A 16941-nucleotide genomic window follows, 5' to 3' on the forward strand; every position below is an offset into this window, starting at 1 on the left:
GGCGACACTTCGCTGTCGCCTGCTTTCTCTGACCCATGCTTCCCTGGCTTCATCCGCATGCTGCGCCCCGTTTCCCGCCCGTGCATCATGCCCTGCGCGAACCTAACGGCCTGCTTGCTGCGGGCGGCGCGATGTCACCGGACTGGCTGCTGAGCGCGTACCGGCAGGGCATCTTTCCCTGGTATTCGGAAGACGATCCCATTTTGTGGTGGAGCCCGGACCCGCGCATGGTGGTGATCCCCGGCGAAATGCGCCTGACCCGCTCCCTGCTCAAGACCCTACGCAACACGCCCTTCACGGTGCGCTGCGATCAGGATTTCAGTGGCGTCATGCAGGCCTGCGCCGACACCCGCGCGCAGACCGGCACCTGGATCAATACCGACATCGTGGCCGCCTACAGTGCCCTGCATCGCCTGGGTTGGGCGCATAGTATCGAAACCTGGCACGGCGAGGAGCTGGTCGGCGGGCTCTACGGCGTGGCCATCGGCCGTGTGTTTTATGGCGAGTCGATGTTCCACCGCCGCAGCGATGCCTCGAAAATTGCGTTCGCCCATCTGGTTCGCCTGCTTGAGCAGCGGAATTTTGCCGTGATAGATTGCCAGATGACGACCTCGCACCTGCAATCGCTGGGCGGACGTGAAATACCGCGCGCACAGTTCTTGCAGGGCTTGGCACAATGGACGACAGAGCAGTTGCAGCCGGAGTCCTGGGCGCACTACGACATGAGTTTTGACTGGCGGGCGGTACCAAGGCATGAAGCAGCACTTTGACCACGTTTTCTGCAGCCGCGCGCGGGAGCACTGAGATGTCCCTGCTCAAAGACCTGCCCTATTCCTTCCTGCAGTTCTATGCGACGGCGCCCTACGCCTGCTCCTACCTGCCCGAACACACGGCGCGCTCGCAAGTCGCGACGCCCAGCCACATGATCGACACCGCGCTGTACAGCGAGCTGGTGCATGGCGGTTTCCGGCGCAGCGGCGTGTTCACCTACCGCCCCTATTGCGACAACTGCCAGGCCTGCGTGCCGGTGCGCATTCCCGTCAATGAATTCAAGCCGGACCGCAGCCAGCGCCGCGCCTGGCGCCGCCACTACGAGCTGATGCCGCGCGAGCTGTCGCTGAGCTTTCGCGACGATCACTACGATCTGTACCAGCGCTACCAACAATCGCGCCACGCCGGCGGCGGCATGGACCAGGACAGCCGCGAGCAATACACCCACTTCCTGCTGCAAAGCCAGGTCGACACGCGCCTGGTCGAGTTCCGCGATCCGCAAGGCGTGCTGCGCATGGTCTCGGTGATCGATTGCCTGACCGACGGCCTCTCCAGCGTCTACACCTTTTTCGACACCGAGTCGGACCATGCCAGCTATGGCACCTACAGCATCCTGTGGCAGATCGAAGCCTGCCGGATGATGAACCGCCCCTATCTCTACCTGGGTTACTGGATCCGCCAGTCGGCCAAGATGAATTACAAGCAGCGCTTCAAGCCGCTCGAAGGGCGCATTGCCGGCAGTTGGAATGTACTGAGCGAAGCGGAGCTGGCGCAGCGGCCATGACCGACAAACCCGCTTTTGGCACGATCCTGCTGACCGGCGCGGCAGGCAAGCTCGGCAGTGTGCTGCGCGAACCACTCGCGGCGCTGTGCTCGACACTGCGGCTCAGCGACCTGCGCCCGCTCACCCAAGCCTGCTCGGCCAAGGAAGAATTCATCGCCTGTGATCTCGCGCAGACCGCCGAGGTTCAGGCCCTGATGCAAGGCGTCGAGCTGCTGGTGCATTTCGGTGGCGTGGCGCACGAGCAAGCCTTCGAACGCATTGCCGCAGCCAATCTGATCGGCCTCTACAACCTCTATGACGCTGCGCTGACGCATGGCGTGCGCCGCGTGGTGTTCGCCAGCTCCAACCACGTCAATGGTTTCTCGCGCATCGATGAAGCGACCACGCCGGCCAGCCCGCCGCGCCCCGACAGTCTTTACGGCGTAAGCAAAGTCTATGGCGAAGCGCTGGCGCGTTACTACTTCGACCGCCACGGCATCGAGACAGTGTGTCTGCGCATCGGCAGTTGCCTGCCGGAGCCCAAGAGCCCGCGCTGCCTGCAAGCCTGGCTCAGCCACCGCGACCTGATCGAACTGGTGCGCTGTGCAGCGACGGCACCGCAAGCGGGCTTTGCCGTCGTCTGGGGTATTTCGGACAATCAGCAAGCCTGCTGGCAAGGCGATGATGCCGAACGCATCGGCTACCAGCCGCAAGACTGCGCCGAGCCCTGGCGCGAGCAGGTCGAGCGCGCACGGCCCGAGATGCTGAGCGATCCACGGATGCGCTTTCAGGGTGGCAGCATCGTCAGCCGCGACTACCGCAAGCCGGCAACGCTGTTCCCGCACCCGGCGCCAGCACTGCCCGCGTGGGATGACAGCAAGGATTGAAGCGACAGCAGACTCAGTGCGCGGCGTGCTGAAGCTTGGCCAGACGTGCCGCCGCCGGACCGATGACATAACAGCCGTCGCTCAGGCGAAGGACGAATTCAGCGCGGATCAGCGACTGCAGCAGGCGCAGGATGGTGCTTTTGTAGAGCCCGGTACGGCGTGCCAACACGGCCAGCGTCAACGGCGCATCGCCCTCCTGAAAGGCGGAGAGGATGAGCAAGGCGCGATCGACTGCGGCAACACCGCTGTGCTCTGAAGTCATGCGGAGAGAAACTCAAGGACATTCAACCTTCATATTTATAACGACATCAAGGGCAATTGGCAAACGATTGCAGTTGATCCTGATCATGTTGACAGCCATTTCACAAGTTTTCACACAAATTCGCCTGGAGAGCACTTCATGAGCACCCGCCATATCGAACACATCATCAGCAGCGCGGCGGTGGTCGCCTTGCCATTTACCAGCCTCTGCGGCGAGAGTCCGATATGGTCCGTCGCCGAACAATGCTTCTACTGGGTGGACATTCCCGGCAAGCGCATTCACCGCTGGGACATGCGTAGCGAGCAGAGTCAGAGCTGGCAGGTCGAGGAAGAGATCGGCTGTATCGCGCTGCGCCAGGGGGGGGGTCTTATCGCTGCGGCCGAGACGGGCATTTTCGATGTTGATCTGTCAGCGCCGGCAGCCGTCCTGAGCCGTCGCGTGAGCATCGAGCATCCGCAGCCGAACATGCGCTTCAATGACGGCCACTGTGATCGCCTGGGGCGCCTGTGGGTCAGCACTTTCATGACACCGACCGACAAGCTGCCGGTCGGCGCGCTGTTCCGCTACACGCCTGAGGGCTTGTCTGCCCCGCAGCTGCCCGGTTTCATGACGCCCAATGGCAGCGCTTTCAGCCCGGACAACCGCAAGCTCTACATCTCCGACTCGCACGCCGATGTGCGCAAGGTGTGGGTGGTGGACTTCGATCTGGCAGCCGGCGCGCTCGGCGAGCGCCGCCTGTTCATCGATATGAGTCCCTATGCTGGCCGTCCCGACGGCGCCACCATCGACACCGACGGCTGCTACTGGGTCGCCGGCATCGATGATGGCTGCATCATGCGCTTTACACCTCAGGGCAAGCTTGACCGCATCGTTCGCGTACCGATGCGCAGCCCGACGATGTGCTCCTTCGGTGGCCCGGACATGCGTCAGATGCTGATCACCTCATTGCAACGCAAGGGTGCTATCGAGTCTGGCGATGTGCATGCCGGTCAAGTTGTACTGATTGATCCCAAGGCACAGGGGATCGCTGAAGTCCCCTTTGCAGCTTGAGCACAAAGCCTTGATTTTGTGTGCACTGCAGCAATCAGACAGCTTTGACTGACAACCCTTGCAGTAATGCAATTGCATGGTATCTTCCGCTCGGCAAGTCCGCGAACGCCTCTGTGACACCTCGTGTCAGCATTCTGAGGGCGACTCGGCTTGCTGGAGACTGCCACGAATTCTGGGACGTGCTGGCACAGACAAACCAGCGCCCCGGGTGTTGTGATTGGTGCAATTGTCGATCGACGTCTGTCACGTAAGAGGAGAATCAAAGATGCGTGCTTCAAAACTGGCTCTGGCCACCTTGATGGCAATCGGTTGCCTGAACATGGTTCATGCGGCGGATGCGCCGAAGATCGAATTGCGTGCTTCGGACGTCTGGGATGACGACTATCCCACCGTGCGCGCGCTGCGCAACATGGGCGAGCTGCTGTCGCAGCGTACCAATGGCCGCATCACGCTGAAGGTGTTCTCCGGTGGCGCGCTGGGCTCCGAAAAGGAAACCATCGAGCAGGTCAAAGGCGGCACGCTCGACATGGTGCGCGTGAACATCTCGGCCATGAACAACACCTGCCCGATCACCATCGTGCCGGCTCTGCCCTTCCTGTTCCGCTCGGTCGATCACATGCACAAGGCGCTCGACGGCGCTCCGGGTGAAGAAATCCTGCGCTCCTGTGAGCCGCAAGGCTACGTCGGCCTGGCTTACTACGACAGCGGCGCACGTTCGATCTACGCCAAGAAGCCGGTACGTTCGCTGGCCGACACCAAGGGCATGAAGATCCGCGTGCAACCGTCCGACATGTGGGTTTCGGTGGCCAATGCGATGGGCGCCAACGCCACGCCGCTGGCTTTCGGCGAGGTGTACACCGCGCTGAAGACCGGCCTGACCGACGCTGCAGAAAACAACATTCCTTCTTATGAAGGCACCAAGCACTACGAAGTGGTCAAGTACTACTCCAAGACCGAGCACTCGATGGCACCGGAAGTGGTGATGTTCTCGGCCAAGAAGTGGGCCACCCTGTCCAAGGCCGACCAAGCCCTGATCCGCGAAGCCGCCAAAAGCTCGGTGACGCAGAACCGCAAATACTGGTCTGACCGCGAAGCGCAATCTCTGGCCAAGGTGACGGCCGCCGGTTCGGTGATCGTCAGCGACGTGGACAAGAAGTCCTTCGCCGATGCAATGGCCCCGGTTTACGCCAAGTTCGTGACCACTGACCAGGCCAAGGCACTGGTCAAGGCCATCCAGGACTTCAAGGAAGCCCCGGCTGCAGCACCTGCCAAGAAGTAATCATTGAGCAGCACTGCCCGGCTGCGCCTGAAGGGGCGCCCCGGGCAAGCCTGTGCCTGACCCGCCCAGCCGCTCACCGGCTGGACGCGTCAGGCACACTTACGAGTTTCACCGGAGAGTTTGCGATGTACACAAGACTTTGTGCAACGCTGTCAAAACTGAGCCTGCAGCTGGCGGCCATCGGCTTGATGCTGATCCTGCTGTGCATGCTCTACATGGTTATTGGCCGCTATGTTTTCAACGACATGCCTGCCTGGGCAGAACGTCTGGCCTTGCTGCTGACGCTCTATGTCACCCTTTTGAGTACCGCTGTGAGCGTGCGCGACGCCGGTCACATCGGTCTGGAGTCCTTCCTCGTGCTGGCGCCCGACTGGCTGCGCCTGAAGCTTGAATACGTCATCCACGGCCTGCTGATCGTCTTCGGCGCGCTGATGCTCTACTTCGGTACCACGCTGGCGATCAGCTATTGGGGCGAAACCATCCCCACCCTGGAATGGGCACCGGATGGCCTGCGTCGTATTCCCGTCGCGCTGTGCGGCGGTCTGATGATCCTGTTTTCCATCGAGCACATCATTGCGCTCGTCAAGGGCACCGAGGTAGAACCATCATGGCACTGACCGTACTGGCAATTGTTTTCGCACTCCTGCTGATCCTGGGGGTGCCCGTGGTCTTCGCCATCGGCCTGAGCTCGGTCGCCGCCTTCGTCGCTTCGAGCGGCGGCCTCGACATGCTCGTGCCGAACCTGAACACCATGTTCAACACGATGATCGGCGACAGCGGCATGAACAAGCTCGCCTTCCTGGCCATCCCCTTCTTCATCTTTGCCGGTGAGCTGATGATCTACGGCGGCATGGCCGACAAGATCGTCAATTTCGCCAAGGCTGCGGTCGGCCATGTGCGTGGCGGTCTGGGCATGAGCAATGTGGTCGCCTGCACGCTGTTCGGCGGCATCTCGGGCTCGGCCGTGGCTGACGTCTCGGCGATGGGCTCGGTGCTGATCCCGATCATGAAGAAGGAAGGCTACGACGCCGACTACGCGGTGAACGTCACCACCCACGCCGCGCTGGTGGGCGTGCTGACGCCGACCAGCCTGAACATCATCCTGTTCACGCTGGCCGCCGGTGGCAAGGTGTCTATCCTCGACATGATCTACGCCGGCATCATCCCGGCGATCCTGCTCACCGCCTGCAATCTGGCTGCGGCTTACCTGGTGGCCCGCAAGCGTGGCTATCCGCGTGGCGAATGGCCGGGCTGGGCGATTGTGGCGCGCAGCTTTGCAGCGGCATTGCCGGGCCTGATGGTGATCGTGATCATCCTGTTCTGCATCACTGCCGGTATCTGCACGGCGACCGAATCGGCCTCGATTGCCGTGGTCTGGGCGCTGTTCCTCAGTGCGGTGGTGTATCGCTCGCTGACCGTGGAACAATTCATCGCAGCCTGCGCCAAGGCCGCCAAGACCACCGGGACGGTGCTGACCCTGATCGGTATCTCGGCGGTGTTCGGCTACCTGCTGGCGATCAATGAAGTGCCGACCATGGCCGGCGAATGGATGTCGCACATCTCGACCAATCCTTTCGTGATCTTCTTCCTGGTCAACATCATCCTGTTCGTACTCGGCACCTTCCTCGACATGGCGCCGACGATCCTGATCTGCACGCCGATCTTCATGCCGATCTGCGCCAAGTTCGGCATGGACCCGGTGCAATTCGGCATCGTCATGCTGCTCAACTGCGCACTGGGTCTGAACACCCCGCCGGTCGGCACGACGCAGTTCGTCGGCTGCGCCATCGGCGAGATCTCGGTCGGCCAGGTGATGAAAACCATCCTGCCCTTCTACGGCTCACTGACCGCCACGATGATGCTGATTACCTACATTCCGGCACTCTCGATGTGGCTGCCGAATCTGGTCCGCAGCTTTGCCGTCGGCTGATTCACACTGAACCGCAACAGCCCCCGCCTTCGCAAGAAGCGGGGGTTTTTAATTTGTGCCTGCGCAAAGGACTACACTAGACAGATGGACCCCCTGCGCCTGTGTAGCTACAACATCCACAAAGGTCTGTCGCAGTTCAATCGCCGCCTGGCGATTCACGAGCTGCGCGAACGCCTGCACCTGCTCAGCCCGGACATCCTGCTGCTGCAGGAAGTGCAAGGCCTGCATCTGGGCCATAGCCAGCGCTTCGTAGACTGGCCTGTTGAGCCGCAGCACGAATTCCTTGCCCGCAATCACTGGCACGCCGCCTATGGGGGCAACGCGCATTACGCGCATGGGCATCACGGCAATGCCATCCTCTCGCGCCTGCCGATTCTCAGCAGCGACAATCACGATGTCACGCGCAATCGCCTGGAGTATCGTGGCCTCTTGCACTGCCGTCTGGCGCTGCCCGATAAACAGGGTGTCGCGCATGCCATTTGCGTGCATCTGTCGCTGACCGAGCACCAACGGCAACACCAGTTGGAGAGCCTGTGCGCCCTCGTCGAGCAAGGCATTCCCGCCGGCGAGCCGCTGATCATCGCCGGTGACTTCAACGACTGGCAACTGCGCGCCAGCCGCACACTGGCCAAGCGCCTGGGGCTGGTGGAAGCCTTTACCGTACTCCATGGCCACCCTGAGCGCAGCTTCCCGAGCAAACTGCCGGTGCTACGTCTGGACCGCATCTACCTGCGCGGCTGGCAGGCGCTCGAAGCACGGGTTCACTGGGGCCAGCCCTGGTCACGCATTTCGGATCACGCTCCGCTGTGTGCGAGCGTGCGCAGGTCATGAATCTATCTCGCGGCAACCAGATCGAGCTGCTGCAAAGCGGTGGCGAATTCTTCCCCGCGCTGTGCGAGGCCATCGCCGGTGCGCAGCAACTGGTCCATCTGGAGACCTATATCTTCGCCCTCGACGAAACCGGTCAGCGCATCAGTGCCGCGCTGTGCGCCGCCGCCCGGCGCGGCGTGAGCGTGCGTCTGGTGATCGATGGCTTTGGCTCGCGCAGTTTCGTGGACAGCCAGCTGGATGCCCTCACTGCAGCAGGCGTCGAGGTAATGGTGTTCCGCCGCGAAATCAGCCTGCTCTCGCTGCGCCGGCAGCGCTTGCGCCGCCTGCATCGCAAACTGGCCTGTATCGACGGCCGCCTGGCCTTTGTCGGCGGCATCAACATCATCGACGACCACGACACACCCGGACAGACACCACCGCGCTTTGATTATGCGATCCGGATTGATGGACCATTGGCACAGCAAGTCCGTCAGACGCAGGAAAACCTGTGGCGCACCCTGCGCTGGAGCCAGCTGCGTAGCCGTACGCACGCGCATGCCATCAAGCTGCCGGCGCCCTCGCATGCCGGCAAGATCCAGGCACGACTGGTGCTACGCGACAACCTGCGTCATCGGCGTGACATCGAAGATGCGTATCTGGAAGCCATCGCACACGCACGCCACGAGATCCTGATTGCCAACGCCTACTTCTTGCCTGGCCGGCGTTTTCGCAACGCCTTGCTCGAAGCACGCCAGCGCGGTGTACGTGTCACCTTGCTGCTGCAGGGGCGCGTGGAGTACTGGCTGCTGCACCACGCCTGCAATGCGCTCTACCCTCAGCTGATGGCCGCCGGCATCCGCATCGTGGAGTACCGCAAGAGCTTTCTGCACGCCAAGGTCGCGGTGATCGACGACAACTGGGCCACGGTGGGCTCCAGCAATATCGACCCCTTCAGCCTGGCCCTGGCGCGCGAAGCGAATGTCATCATCCTCAACGCCGATTTCTGCCACAAGCTGCGCAGCAGCCTGCAAGCGGCGATCGCTGATGGCGGCCACGAACTCTCGGCCAACCACTGGCAGACGCTACCACCGTTGCGTCGCCTGCTCAGCTGGACCGCCTATTCCCTGCTGCGCTGGCTGGCCGAGCGGCTGGCTCCGCCACACTGAGCGCCAGCGCTTACCGCGCGCGCTCATCCAGCAGCAGACTCGGCTGATGCGGCACGGCCGCCAGCGACCAGTGTGCCAGCGCCCATGCCCAGACATCCCTCACCTCGGCCACCTGCAACGCGGGCGGCACCTGCTGGCCGAGAAACTTCAGCGCACGACATAAAGCAGCCGCCGGCGGCAAGGTACTGACCGAACGCGCCAGCGTCTGCTTGGAGAGCTTTTCGCCCGCCGCATTGGTGCCAACCGGCAGATGCGTGTAGGCCGGCGTCGGTACGCCCAGCGCACGCTGCAAGGCAATCTGGCGCCCGGTGGACGCGAGCAGATCCGCCCCGCGCACAACATGGCTGATGCCTTGCGCCGCATCGTCCACCACCACGGCCAGCTGGTAGGCGAACAGGCCGTCGGCGCGCAGCAGGACGAAATCGCCCACATCGCGCTCGACATCCTCGGCCTGCGCGCCCTGCAAGGCGTCGTCCCAGACGATGAGGCCTGCCGGCGCCCGCAAACGCCAGGCGCGAGCACTGCGCCCGGCGGGCAAGCCATGACGGCAAGTCCCCGGATAACGGCGCGAACCGTCACGCGCCAGCGCCGAATCAGCCAGCTCGCTGCGACTGCAGGCACAGGCAAAGACCTGGCCGGCGGCCTGCAGCTGCGCCAGGGCCTCACGATAGAGCGCGATGCGCTGGCTCTGCCAGAGCGGCGTCTCGTCCCACTCGAAGCCCAGTGCATCAAGCTGCTGCAGGATCAGCTCGCCAGCACCGGGCAGGCAACGCGGCTGATCGACATCCTCGATGCGCACCAGCCAGCGGCCGCGCTGGCGACGTGCTTCCAGGCAGGAGCCCAGTGCGGCAACCAGTGACCCCAAATGTAAAGGTCCAGTCGGAGAGGGCGCAAAGCGTCCGACATAAGGCATGCTGCGGGGATGAATCATCTGCGTATGAGCGCTATAGGTGGGCAAGGCAATGACGATAAGTTAGCATGCTGCACTCGCACCTGTTTACCTTGCCGCCCTGTGCTGGCGTCGATGAATGTGAGCAGGGCCTGAATGATCGCCGCTCAAACGCACTTCGGGAAGCCCATGATCGCAGCGGATGCCACATCCCTGACCCAGCATGATCGTGAACAACAGCGCCTGCTGGCCGCCAGCATGCGTATCGGCATGCTTGGCATGCTCGCCGCCACACCGCTGGGCGCCTTGTGGCTTGTCGAACAGGGAGAGGCTAGCTGGGCCGCCTTATGGGCACTCGCCATGGTCACTCAGAGCTTGCTCAGCATGCCTCTTGCCATGCGCCTGCTACGCAGCGGACACCAGCCCGGCATAGCGCAGCGCACCGAGCGCCTCTACGTATTGAAGATGCTGCTCTGCGGTGGCCTCTGCGCAGCACTCAGCTGGTGGCCTGGCGCCAGCGAACATGCGCTGCTCGAACTGGCGCTGATGCAGACCCTCCTGCTGCTGACCAGCTCGGTGGTACTGGTGGTCTCGCGCCTGGCCTTCCCTGCCCTGCTGATCTCGCTGAGCCTGCCGGTGATCGTGCGCCTGCTGCAACAGCCTCCCGCGGTCTGGCCCGAGGCCGGCATCGCCTTCATGATCATCGCCATCGTGCTGGCGCTCGCGCACCAGATCATGCATCGCAGCCTGCGCCGCCTGCTGCAGCGCCGCGATGTCCTGATGCAGGAACAGGAGGCGCTGTTCCATGCGGCCTCCGAGGGCATCATGCTGATTCGCGACGAGCGCATCGTCAAATGCAACTGGCAAGGTGCTGCCATGCTCGGCCTCACGCCCGAAGAAGTCATGCAGACGCGCATCCGCGACTGGCTGCATGATGAGCTGGAATGGTCCAGCTATGAGCAGGAGATGACGCAGTCTTTTACCCGAGGCGAGCGCTTCAGTTTCATCACCCGACTGCGCAAGCATAACGGCGACAGCTTTTTCGCCGAGCTATCGGCCAGTTCGATTGATCCGGATGGTCGCCAGGCTGGAGTGGTACTGGTCGCCACCGACATCTCGGTGCGTCTGGCCACCGAAGCGGAGTTGCGCAACAGCGAGCGCCGCTTCCGTCGCCTGCTGTCGCTGTCCTCGGACTGGTACTGGGAGCAGGACGAACAGTTCCGCTTCACCCAGGTCACCGGCACGCGCCTCGATGCCACCCACGATTCGCTCAGCGCAATCATCGGTCGGACGCGCTGGGAATTCGACACCCCCGGCACCGACGAACAGCGCTGGGCGGCGCACCGCGCCACGCTCGAAGCCCATCTGCCGTTCACTGACTTCATCTACCAGATGCGTACCGGCGAGGGCAAACTGGTCTGGTTCTCGATCACCGGCCACCCGATGTACGACGAGCTGGGCAACTTCTGCGGCTATCACGGCGTGGGCATGGATATCACCGAGCGCATCGCGCACCAGGAGCGCTACCACCACCTGGCGCATCACGACACGCTCACCGGCCTGCCCAACCGCCGCCTGCTATTCGACCGACTCGAACAAGCGACCGCGTACGCACGCCGCAACCAGCAGATCGTGGCGATACTGATGCTGGACCTGGATGGCTTCAAGGCGATCAATGACAGCGACGGCCATGAGGCCGGCGACCAGGTGCTGATCGCCGTCGCCGATCGCCTGCGCTCACAGATTCGCGAAAGCGACACGCTATGTCGCATGGGTGGCGATGAGTTTGTCATTTTGCTGCCCGAAGTGGCCAATGCCAACGCGGCCGAGCTGGTCGCCCACAAGATCATCATCGCGCTCGGCATCCCCTTCGACATCGACCGCAAGCGCTACAAGGTGGGCACCAGCATCGGGATCTCGCTCTACCCCACACATACCGAGGACGCCGAGAAACTGCTCGGCATGGCCGATGCGGCGATGTATCAAGCCAAGCAAGCCGGCGGCAACCAGTACTGCTTCGCCCAGCTCGGTGACCAAGGGCTGCTGCCGCTGGATACGCCGGCCTAAAACCACAACCGCAGCAACAAAAACGCCCCGTGCATCGCAAGGATGCCGGGGCGTTGCGTCCAGCCGAGAGGCTGCTTACTTCTTAGCCAGCTCAGGCGCCAATGGGCTGGTCACCCGTGCCGATGTCGTCTTCTGCCAGCCGTAAGCGAGCTTGAACAAGGTCGGCTCGGCAAAAGCACGGCCGAGCATTTCCATACCAACCGGCTCGACCGAGCTGGCGGCATCGGTGGCTTTGACGAAGCCGGCAGGAATCGCCAGCGCCGGAAAACCGGTGAAGGGACTCATGCGATTATTGCTCCCCGAATTCACGCTCGTGCCGTTGAAGCCCTGCAGCACCGGATAGACCAGCACATCGTATGCGGCACCTTTGCTCACCCCAGTCGTGAAATCCACGTTATCCAGCGCCGCCTTGACGCGCGGAATGACATATTCATCACGCGGAATGAGGTTCTTCTGGTAGGTCGCGTTGGCCTCCTTGTTGGTGCCATTGGTGACATAGTTGTTGAAGTTGCTGACCCGCGTCGGCTCCAGCGTCGCCATCCCGGCCGCAACCTCCTCGGTGGTACGCGGATGCTTATCCACAGCAGATGGCCAGGACGCCAGGTAGTCGGTCAAATCATCGCGGAACTCATAGCTCGACAAGCTTGCATAGGTGCTCAGAATCGTCGTGCGATCGGCCGCTTGCCCCGACGCCTGCTTCACCTCGCCCTGCTGATGCTCCTCAGCGCTCATGTCCACGCCGCCCCCGCGCTTCGCAAAGGGGTCGATCAGGGCGCCTGGCAAGCGGCCATCCATAGCGCCGATCTCCCCCGCGTGCAGCGCCTGCTGCGTCTTGGCACACCGGTCGACACCCGCGACCGCCTCGGCAGCAGCGCCCTGATGCAGGCGAGCGCCATGGCCAAGCCTTTGTTAGCACTGGAACTTCTGAACGCAGGCGCCGATCTCTACGCCACCGATCTGCGTGGCAAGCCGGTGGTTGCCTATGCCGTCGAAGCAAACAGCTGCGAAATTCTGGAGCAGCTTATCCAGCATGGTCTGGTCGTAGACCGCAGCTATGCGGACGGCTACACGGCCCTGATGTGGGCAGCGCAAAACGGGCGTTACCAGGCGCTGCAATGCCTGCTCAAGCACGGCGCGCAGAAGGAATTGCGCAACGCAGCGGGCTTCACAGCGCTCGATCTGGCCCACCAGGCACGACAAGGTGATGTGATTGCCCTGCTGCAAGACGCCTCATGAACGCCTGCTGGCGGCAGCCGGGCGCTCAGAGCGCCAGGGATCAAGCCCATTCCCGTGCAAAGAACGCCGAAGATTGGGTTAAGCCTGGTTAATTTGGTGCATCAGCCGGGTGGCGCGCCGGAAAACAAAAACCCCCGCACGCGGCGGGGGTTGGAAGGAAGCGGGTAAAGCTCAGACGTTGAACAGGAAGTTCAACACATCGCCGTCCTTGACCACGTAGTCCTTGCCTTCGGCGCGCATCTTGCCGGCCTCTTTGGCGCCCTGCTCACCCTTGTACTGGATGAAATCATCGAAAGCGATGGTTTGCGCGCGGATGAAGCCCTTCTCGAAATCGGTGTGGATCACGCCGGCCGCTTGCGGTGCGGTGTCGCCCTTGTGGATGGTCCAGGCACGCACTTCCTTCACACCCGCCGTGAAATAAGTCTGCAGGCCGAGCAGGTCGTAACCGGCGCGGATCAGGCGGTTGAGGCCCGGCTCGGAGAGGCCCAGATCAGCAAGGAAGGCCAGCTTGTCTTCGTCGTCCAGATCAGCGAGTTCCTGTTCGATCTTGGCGCACAGCGCGACGACCGGCGCGCCTTCCTTGGCGGCGTGCTCGCGCAGGCGATCGAGGTGCGGGTTGTTCTCGAAACCGTCCTCCATCACATTGCCCACGTACATCGCCGGCTTGAGCGTCATCAGGCACAGCGGCTTGAGCAGCAGCTTGTCGTCGTCGGAGAGCTTGAGGGTGCGCGCCGGCTGACCTTCGTTCAGGTGCGGCAGCATGCCTTCGAGCAGGGCGACGAGCTTCTGCGCTTCCTTGTCGCCGGACTTGGCTTTCTTGTTCTCGCGCTGGATCGCCTTTTCCACCGCACTCATGTCGGCCAGGGCCAGCTCGGTGAGAATGGTTTCGATGTCGGCCAGCGGATCGACCTTGCCGGAGACGTGCACGACATTGTCGTCATCGAAACAGCGCACCACGTTCACGATGGCATCCGTCTCGCGGATATTGGCGAGGAACTGGTTGCCCAGACCTTCGCCCTTGGAAGCGCCTGCCACCAGACCGGCGATATCGACGAATTCGACGATGGCCGGCTGCATCTTCTGCGGCTTGACGATCTCCGCCAGCTGCTGCATGCGCGCATCGGGCACTTCGACGATGCCGACATTCGGCTCGATGGTACAGAAGGGGTAGTTCTCGGCCGCGATGCCCGACTTGGTCAGCGCGTTGAACAGGGTGGACTTGCCCACGTTGGGCAAACCGACGATGCCGCATTTGAGGCTCATGATGCTTTCTCGCTTTTCGGCGCCGCAGGGCGCACGTTGATGGTACGGGTGGCCGCTTCCCACTCGCCGGCCGCCATTTTCGGCCAGGCCTGCAAGGCGCGGTCGATGGCGGTGTCGATTTCGCTCTGCTCTTCGCGCCGCGCGCGGTTGAGCACGTAGTTTGCCACCTGATTCTTGTCGCCGGGATGACCGATGCCGATCCGCAGCCGCCAGTAATCCTGAGTGGACAAACGCGCGCTGATGTCCTTGAGGCCGTTGTGGCCGCCCAGACCGCCGCCGAATTTGAGCCGCAGCTGTCCCGGTGGCAGATCCAGCTCGTCATGAACGACGAGGATCTCATTGGGCAGGATGCGGTAAAAATGCGCCAGCGCCAGCACGGCCTGGCCGGAACGGTTCATGAAGGTCTGCGGCAACAGCAGCCAGTGCGGCCCGCTGCGGCCGACCACACCGTGGTATTTCGACTCATGATTGAGCGGCGCACGCAGCATCTGCGCGAGGCGCTCACAAAACCAAAACCCGGCGTTGTGCCGGGTTTCGGAATATTCGGGCCCGGGGTTACCGAGCCCGACAATCAGCTTGGGCGCTGCAGCCTGCGTCATCAGGCCGCCGGCGTTGCCTCGGCCTCACCACCACCGCGCACTTGCAGGATGGTTGCAACGACCGGATCGCCTTCACCGTGATGCACGACTTCCACACCCGCCGGCAGCTTGAGCTGCGAGACATGCACCGAGTGACCCGAAGCCAGATCCTTCAGATCGACTTCGATGAATTCGGGCAGGTTGGCCGGCAGGCAGCTGATGTCGAGTTCGGTCAGCACGTGCGAAACGATGCCGCCATCGAGCTTCACGCCCGGGCTGACTTCAGCGTTCACGAAGTGCAGCGGCACCTTGGTGTGCAGCTTCTGGTCAGCGGCGACGCGCTGGAAGTCCAGGTGCAGCACTTGCTGCTTGAACGGGTGCCATTGGGTGGCGCGCAGGATCACGGCTTCCTTGCTGCCTTCCACATCGGCGGTGACCACCGAGGAGTGGAACTTTTCGTTGCGCAGCAGGTGAAACAGTTCGTTGTGATCAAAGGTCACATTGATAACCGGTTGGTTACCGCCGTAGATGATGCCGGGAATGCTGCCAGCGCGACGCAGGCGGCGGCTCGCACCCGTACCTTGTTCTTCGCGCTTGGTAGCTGCAAAAGTGAATGCCATGTCAATCTCCAGATAATCGGTGACGCCCGCGACCAGACTGCCACCACACAAAAAGGGCCACGCCGACGGCGCGACCCTGAAACTTGTCAACCACTACCACCGACCGTGCCCGCTCTAGCAAGAGCGTGGTGCGCCGGGAGTAAAACCTAAGCGGATTTACTGCCGGGCAGCCCCAAGGAAAATCCGCAACCCCCTCGGGGTGGTGCGCCGGTCAGGCGCACCGGGGGCACTACAATCACTCATCCATGAACAAGGACGAAACCGACTCTTCGTTGCTGATCCGCAGCATCGTGTCCGCCATCAGCGAACCAATCGACACCTGTTTGATCTTGCCCGTCGCACGCGCATCGTCACGCAGCGGAATGGTGTCAGTCACCACCAGCTGATCCAGTTCGGAGTCAGCAATACGGCTCACCGCTGCGCCCGACAGCACCGCGTGGGTGATGTAGGACACCACACGTGCAGCCCCCTGTTCCTTGAGCGCCTGGGCCGCCTTGCACAGCGTACCGGCGGTATCCACGATGTCATCGACGATCACACAGGTACGGCCTTCGACGTCACCGATGATATTCATCACTTCCGAGACATTGGCCTTCGGACGACGCTTGTCGATGATCGCCAGATCGGTTTCAAGCTGCTTGGCGACGGCACGCGCACGCACCACACCGCCCACGTCCGGCGACACCACGAGCAGGTTTTCGGCCTGTTCGTTCTTGCGCAGCGCATCGAGCAACAAAGGCGTGGCGTAGATGTTGTCGACCGGAATGTCGAAGAAGCCCTGAATCTGGTCAGCGTGCAGATCAACCGTCAGCACGCGCTGCACGCCCACAGCCTGCAGCATGTTGGCCACCACCTTGGCGGTGATCGGCACACGCGCCGAGCGCGGGCGGCGATCCTGGCGGGCATAGCCGAAATACGGGATGGCTGCAGTGATGCGCCCGGCCGACGAACGCTTGAGCGCGTCGACCATGATCATCAGTTCCATCAGATTGTCATTGGTCGGCACGCAAGTCGGTTGCAGCACGAACACATCCTTGCCGCGCACATTGTCGAGAATCTCGACATTGACTTCGCCATCCGAGAAGCGACCCACGGTCGCAGAACCGATGGACATGCCCAGACGCTTGACAACGTCTGCCGCCAATTTAGGGTTGGCGTTGCCGGTAAAGACCATCAAGCTGCCGTAAGCCATGCAAACCTCATGACAAGTAATCCACCGGCTAAGCTGCGCCGGCTGCATAAAGCACTCGGGCAGACCGCCAAAACGGTCTGCCCGATCATCTGGCTGGGGAAGAAGGACTCGAACCTTCGAATGCCGGAATCAAAATCCGGTGCCTTGCCAACTTGGCGACTCCCCAAAAACTTTTCAA

Annotated in this window: 18 protein-coding genes and 1 tRNA gene; 11 read left to right on the top strand and 8 right to left on the bottom strand. The window is 62.4% G+C overall.

Annotated features, from left to right (window positions below; all coding sequences use genetic code 11):
- Positions 1-35: 35 nt before the first annotated feature.
- Genes aat through ABDB84_RS00555 form a run of 3 tightly spaced genes read left to right on the top strand, consistent with a single transcriptional unit; the run spans position 36 to position 2421 of the window.
- Positions 36-770 (top strand): leucyl/phenylalanyl-tRNA--protein transferase, encoded by a 735-nt coding sequence (aat, locus tag ABDB84_RS00545; RefSeq protein ID WP_345917714.1) that lies wholly within the window; start codon positions 36-38, stop codon positions 768-770.
- A 41-nt stretch (positions 771-811) separates the two neighbouring features.
- The gene (locus ABDB84_RS00550) at positions 812-1555 is read left to right on the top strand and encodes an arginyltransferase (protein WP_345918351.1); all 744 of its coding nucleotides are present in this window, start codon (positions 812-814) and stop codon (positions 1553-1555) included.
- The gene (locus ABDB84_RS00555; RefSeq protein ID WP_345917715.1) at positions 1552-2421 is read left to right on the top strand and encodes an NAD-dependent epimerase/dehydratase family protein; all 870 of its coding nucleotides are present in this window, start codon (positions 1552-1554) and stop codon (positions 2419-2421) included. The genes ABDB84_RS00550 and ABDB84_RS00555 overlap by 4 nt, the downstream gene beginning before the upstream one ends.
- A gap of 13 nt (positions 2422-2434) precedes the next feature.
- Here the strand turns inward: ABDB84_RS00555 and ABDB84_RS00560 are convergent, their stop codons facing one another.
- A complete protein-coding gene (locus ABDB84_RS00560; protein WP_345917716.1) occupies positions 2435-2683 on the bottom strand; it encodes a helix-turn-helix domain-containing protein in 249 nt (82 codons plus the stop codon).
- A 138-nt stretch (positions 2684-2821) separates the two neighbouring features.
- Here ABDB84_RS00560 and ABDB84_RS00565 point away from each other — a divergent pair, with 138 nt between their 5' ends.
- The 6 genes from ABDB84_RS00565 to clsB all read left to right on the top strand — a co-directional run bounded on the left by ABDB84_RS00565 (position 2822) and on the right by clsB (position 8918).
- Positions 2822-3733, top strand: coding sequence for an SMP-30/gluconolactonase/LRE family protein (locus tag ABDB84_RS00565; RefSeq protein ID WP_345917717.1), 912 nt, complete (start codon positions 2822-2824; stop codon positions 3731-3733).
- Between the two features lie 265 nt (positions 3734-3998).
- Positions 3999-5012, top strand: a complete 1014-nt coding sequence (locus ABDB84_RS00570) for a TRAP transporter substrate-binding protein (protein ID WP_345917718.1) — start codon at positions 3999-4001, stop codon at positions 5010-5012.
- Positions 5013-5137: 125 nt separating this feature from the next.
- The gene (locus ABDB84_RS00575; protein WP_345917719.1) at positions 5138-5629 is read left to right on the top strand and encodes a TRAP transporter small permease; all 492 of its coding nucleotides are present in this window, start codon (positions 5138-5140) and stop codon (positions 5627-5629) included.
- A complete protein-coding gene (locus ABDB84_RS00580; RefSeq protein WP_345917720.1) occupies positions 5620-6942 on the top strand; it encodes a TRAP transporter large permease in 1323 nt (440 codons plus the stop codon). Before ABDB84_RS00575 ends, ABDB84_RS00580 begins: the two co-directional genes overlap by 10 nt.
- Positions 6943-7026: 84 nt before the next feature.
- Positions 7027-7773 carry an endonuclease/exonuclease/phosphatase family protein gene (locus ABDB84_RS00585; protein WP_345917721.1) on the top strand — a complete coding sequence of 249 codons (747 nt, stop codon included), beginning with the start codon at positions 7027-7029 and terminating at the stop codon, positions 7771-7773.
- Positions 7770-8918 carry a cardiolipin synthase ClsB gene (gene clsB / locus ABDB84_RS00590; protein WP_345917722.1) on the top strand — a complete coding sequence of 383 codons (1149 nt, stop codon included), beginning with the start codon at positions 7770-7772 and terminating at the stop codon, positions 8916-8918. Before ABDB84_RS00585 ends, clsB begins: the two co-directional genes overlap by 4 nt.
- Before the next feature lie 10 nt (positions 8919-8928).
- Here the strand turns inward: clsB and gluQRS are convergent, their stop codons facing one another.
- On the bottom strand, positions 8929-9849 hold the full coding sequence (gluQRS, locus tag ABDB84_RS00595) for a tRNA glutamyl-Q(34) synthetase GluQRS (protein ID WP_345917723.1): 921 nt from the start codon (positions 9847-9849) through the stop codon (positions 8929-8931).
- Between the two features lie 147 nt (positions 9850-9996).
- Here gluQRS and ABDB84_RS00600 point away from each other — a divergent pair, with 147 nt between their 5' ends.
- On the top strand, positions 9997-11874 hold the full coding sequence (locus ABDB84_RS00600) for a diguanylate cyclase domain-containing protein (protein WP_345917724.1): 1878 nt from the start codon (positions 9997-9999) through the stop codon (positions 11872-11874).
- Positions 11875-11949: 75 nt separating this feature from the next.
- On the opposite strand, the gene ABDB84_RS00605 is transcribed toward ABDB84_RS00600, so the two are convergent.
- Entirely contained in the window at positions 11950-12606 is a 657-nt protein-coding gene (locus tag ABDB84_RS00605) for an amidase (protein ID WP_345917725.1), read from the bottom strand.
- Between ABDB84_RS00605 and ABDB84_RS00610 the strand changes: the two genes are divergently transcribed.
- Positions 12589-13110 (top strand): ankyrin repeat domain-containing protein, encoded by a 522-nt coding sequence (locus tag ABDB84_RS00610; protein WP_345917726.1) that lies wholly within the window; start codon positions 12589-12591, stop codon positions 13108-13110. The two genes, ABDB84_RS00605 and ABDB84_RS00610, sit on opposite strands and share 18 nt — an antisense overlap.
- 171 nt (positions 13111-13281) lie before the next feature.
- On the opposite strand, the gene ychF is transcribed toward ABDB84_RS00610, so the two are convergent.
- From ychF to ABDB84_RS00635, 5 genes are all read right to left on the bottom strand, one after another.
- Positions 13282-14373, bottom strand: coding sequence for a redox-regulated ATPase YchF (gene ychF / locus ABDB84_RS00615; RefSeq protein ID WP_345917727.1), 1092 nt, complete (start codon positions 14371-14373; stop codon positions 13282-13284).
- The gene (gene pth / locus ABDB84_RS00620) at positions 14370-14972 is read right to left on the bottom strand and encodes an aminoacyl-tRNA hydrolase (protein WP_345917728.1); all 603 of its coding nucleotides are present in this window, start codon (positions 14970-14972) and stop codon (positions 14370-14372) included. Before pth ends, ychF begins: the two co-directional genes overlap by 4 nt.
- Positions 14972-15571, bottom strand: coding sequence for a 50S ribosomal protein L25/general stress protein Ctc (locus tag ABDB84_RS00625; RefSeq protein ID WP_345917729.1), 600 nt, complete (start codon positions 15569-15571; stop codon positions 14972-14974). Before ABDB84_RS00625 ends, pth begins: the two co-directional genes overlap by 1 nt.
- Before the next feature lie 235 nt (positions 15572-15806).
- Positions 15807-16763, bottom strand: a complete 957-nt coding sequence (locus tag ABDB84_RS00630; protein ID WP_345917730.1) for a ribose-phosphate pyrophosphokinase — start codon at positions 16761-16763, stop codon at positions 15807-15809.
- A gap of 90 nt (positions 16764-16853) precedes the next feature.
- Positions 16854-16929, bottom strand: a tRNA-Gln gene (locus tag ABDB84_RS00635).
- Positions 16930-16941: the final 12 nt, after the last annotated feature.

Source organism: Uliginosibacterium sediminicola, from assembly GCF_039631295.1.
In the GTDB taxonomy this organism is placed as follows: domain Bacteria; phylum Pseudomonadota; class Gammaproteobacteria; order Burkholderiales; family Rhodocyclaceae; genus Viridibacterium; species Viridibacterium sediminicola.

What these genes read in the sequence shown, in the direction of transcription:
- ABDB84_RS00565 (WP_345917717.1), top strand. Translation starts at nt 2,822, where the DNA reads ATGAGCACCCGCCATATCGAACACATCATCAGCAGCGCGGCGGTGGTC.
- clsB (WP_345917722.1), top strand. Translation starts at nt 7,770, where the DNA reads ATGAATCTATCTCGCGGCAACCAGATCGAGCTGCTGCAAAGCGGTGGC.
- ABDB84_RS00625 (WP_345917729.1), bottom strand. Translation starts at nt 15,571, where the DNA reads ATGGCATTCACTTTTGCAGCTACCAAGCGCGAAGAACAAGGTACGGGT.
- ABDB84_RS00600 (WP_345917724.1), top strand. Translation starts at nt 9,997, where the DNA reads ATGATCGCAGCGGATGCCACATCCCTGACCCAGCATGATCGTGAACAA.
- ABDB84_RS00585 (WP_345917721.1), top strand. Translation starts at nt 7,027, where the DNA reads ATGGACCCCCTGCGCCTGTGTAGCTACAACATCCACAAAGGTCTGTCG.
- ABDB84_RS00580 (WP_345917720.1), top strand. Translation starts at nt 5,620, where the DNA reads ATGGCACTGACCGTACTGGCAATTGTTTTCGCACTCCTGCTGATCCTG.
- aat (WP_345917714.1), top strand. Translation starts at nt 36, where the DNA reads ATGCTTCCCTGGCTTCATCCGCATGCTGCGCCCCGTTTCCCGCCCGTG.
- ABDB84_RS00605 (WP_345917725.1), bottom strand. Translation starts at nt 12,606, where the DNA reads ATGAGCGCTGAGGAGCATCAGCAGGGCGAGGTGAAGCAGGCGTCGGGG.
- pth (WP_345917728.1), bottom strand. Translation starts at nt 14,972, where the DNA reads ATGACGCAGGCTGCAGCGCCCAAGCTGATTGTCGGGCTCGGTAACCCC.
- ABDB84_RS00575 (WP_345917719.1), top strand. Translation starts at nt 5,138, where the DNA reads ATGTACACAAGACTTTGTGCAACGCTGTCAAAACTGAGCCTGCAGCTG.
- ABDB84_RS00570 (WP_345917718.1), top strand. Translation starts at nt 3,999, where the DNA reads ATGCGTGCTTCAAAACTGGCTCTGGCCACCTTGATGGCAATCGGTTGC.
- gluQRS (WP_345917723.1), bottom strand. Translation starts at nt 9,849, where the DNA reads ATGATTCATCCCCGCAGCATGCCTTATGTCGGACGCTTTGCGCCCTCT.
- ychF (WP_345917727.1), bottom strand. Translation starts at nt 14,373, where the DNA reads ATGAGCCTCAAATGCGGCATCGTCGGTTTGCCCAACGTGGGCAAGTCC.
- ABDB84_RS00630 (WP_345917730.1), bottom strand. Translation starts at nt 16,763, where the DNA reads ATGGCTTACGGCAGCTTGATGGTCTTTACCGGCAACGCCAACCCTAAA.
- ABDB84_RS00610 (WP_345917726.1), top strand. Translation starts at nt 12,589, where the DNA reads ATGCTCCTCAGCGCTCATGTCCACGCCGCCCCCGCGCTTCGCAAAGGG.
- ABDB84_RS00555 (WP_345917715.1), top strand. Translation starts at nt 1,552, where the DNA reads ATGACCGACAAACCCGCTTTTGGCACGATCCTGCTGACCGGCGCGGCA.
- ABDB84_RS00560 (WP_345917716.1), bottom strand. Translation starts at nt 2,683, where the DNA reads ATGACTTCAGAGCACAGCGGTGTTGCCGCAGTCGATCGCGCCTTGCTC.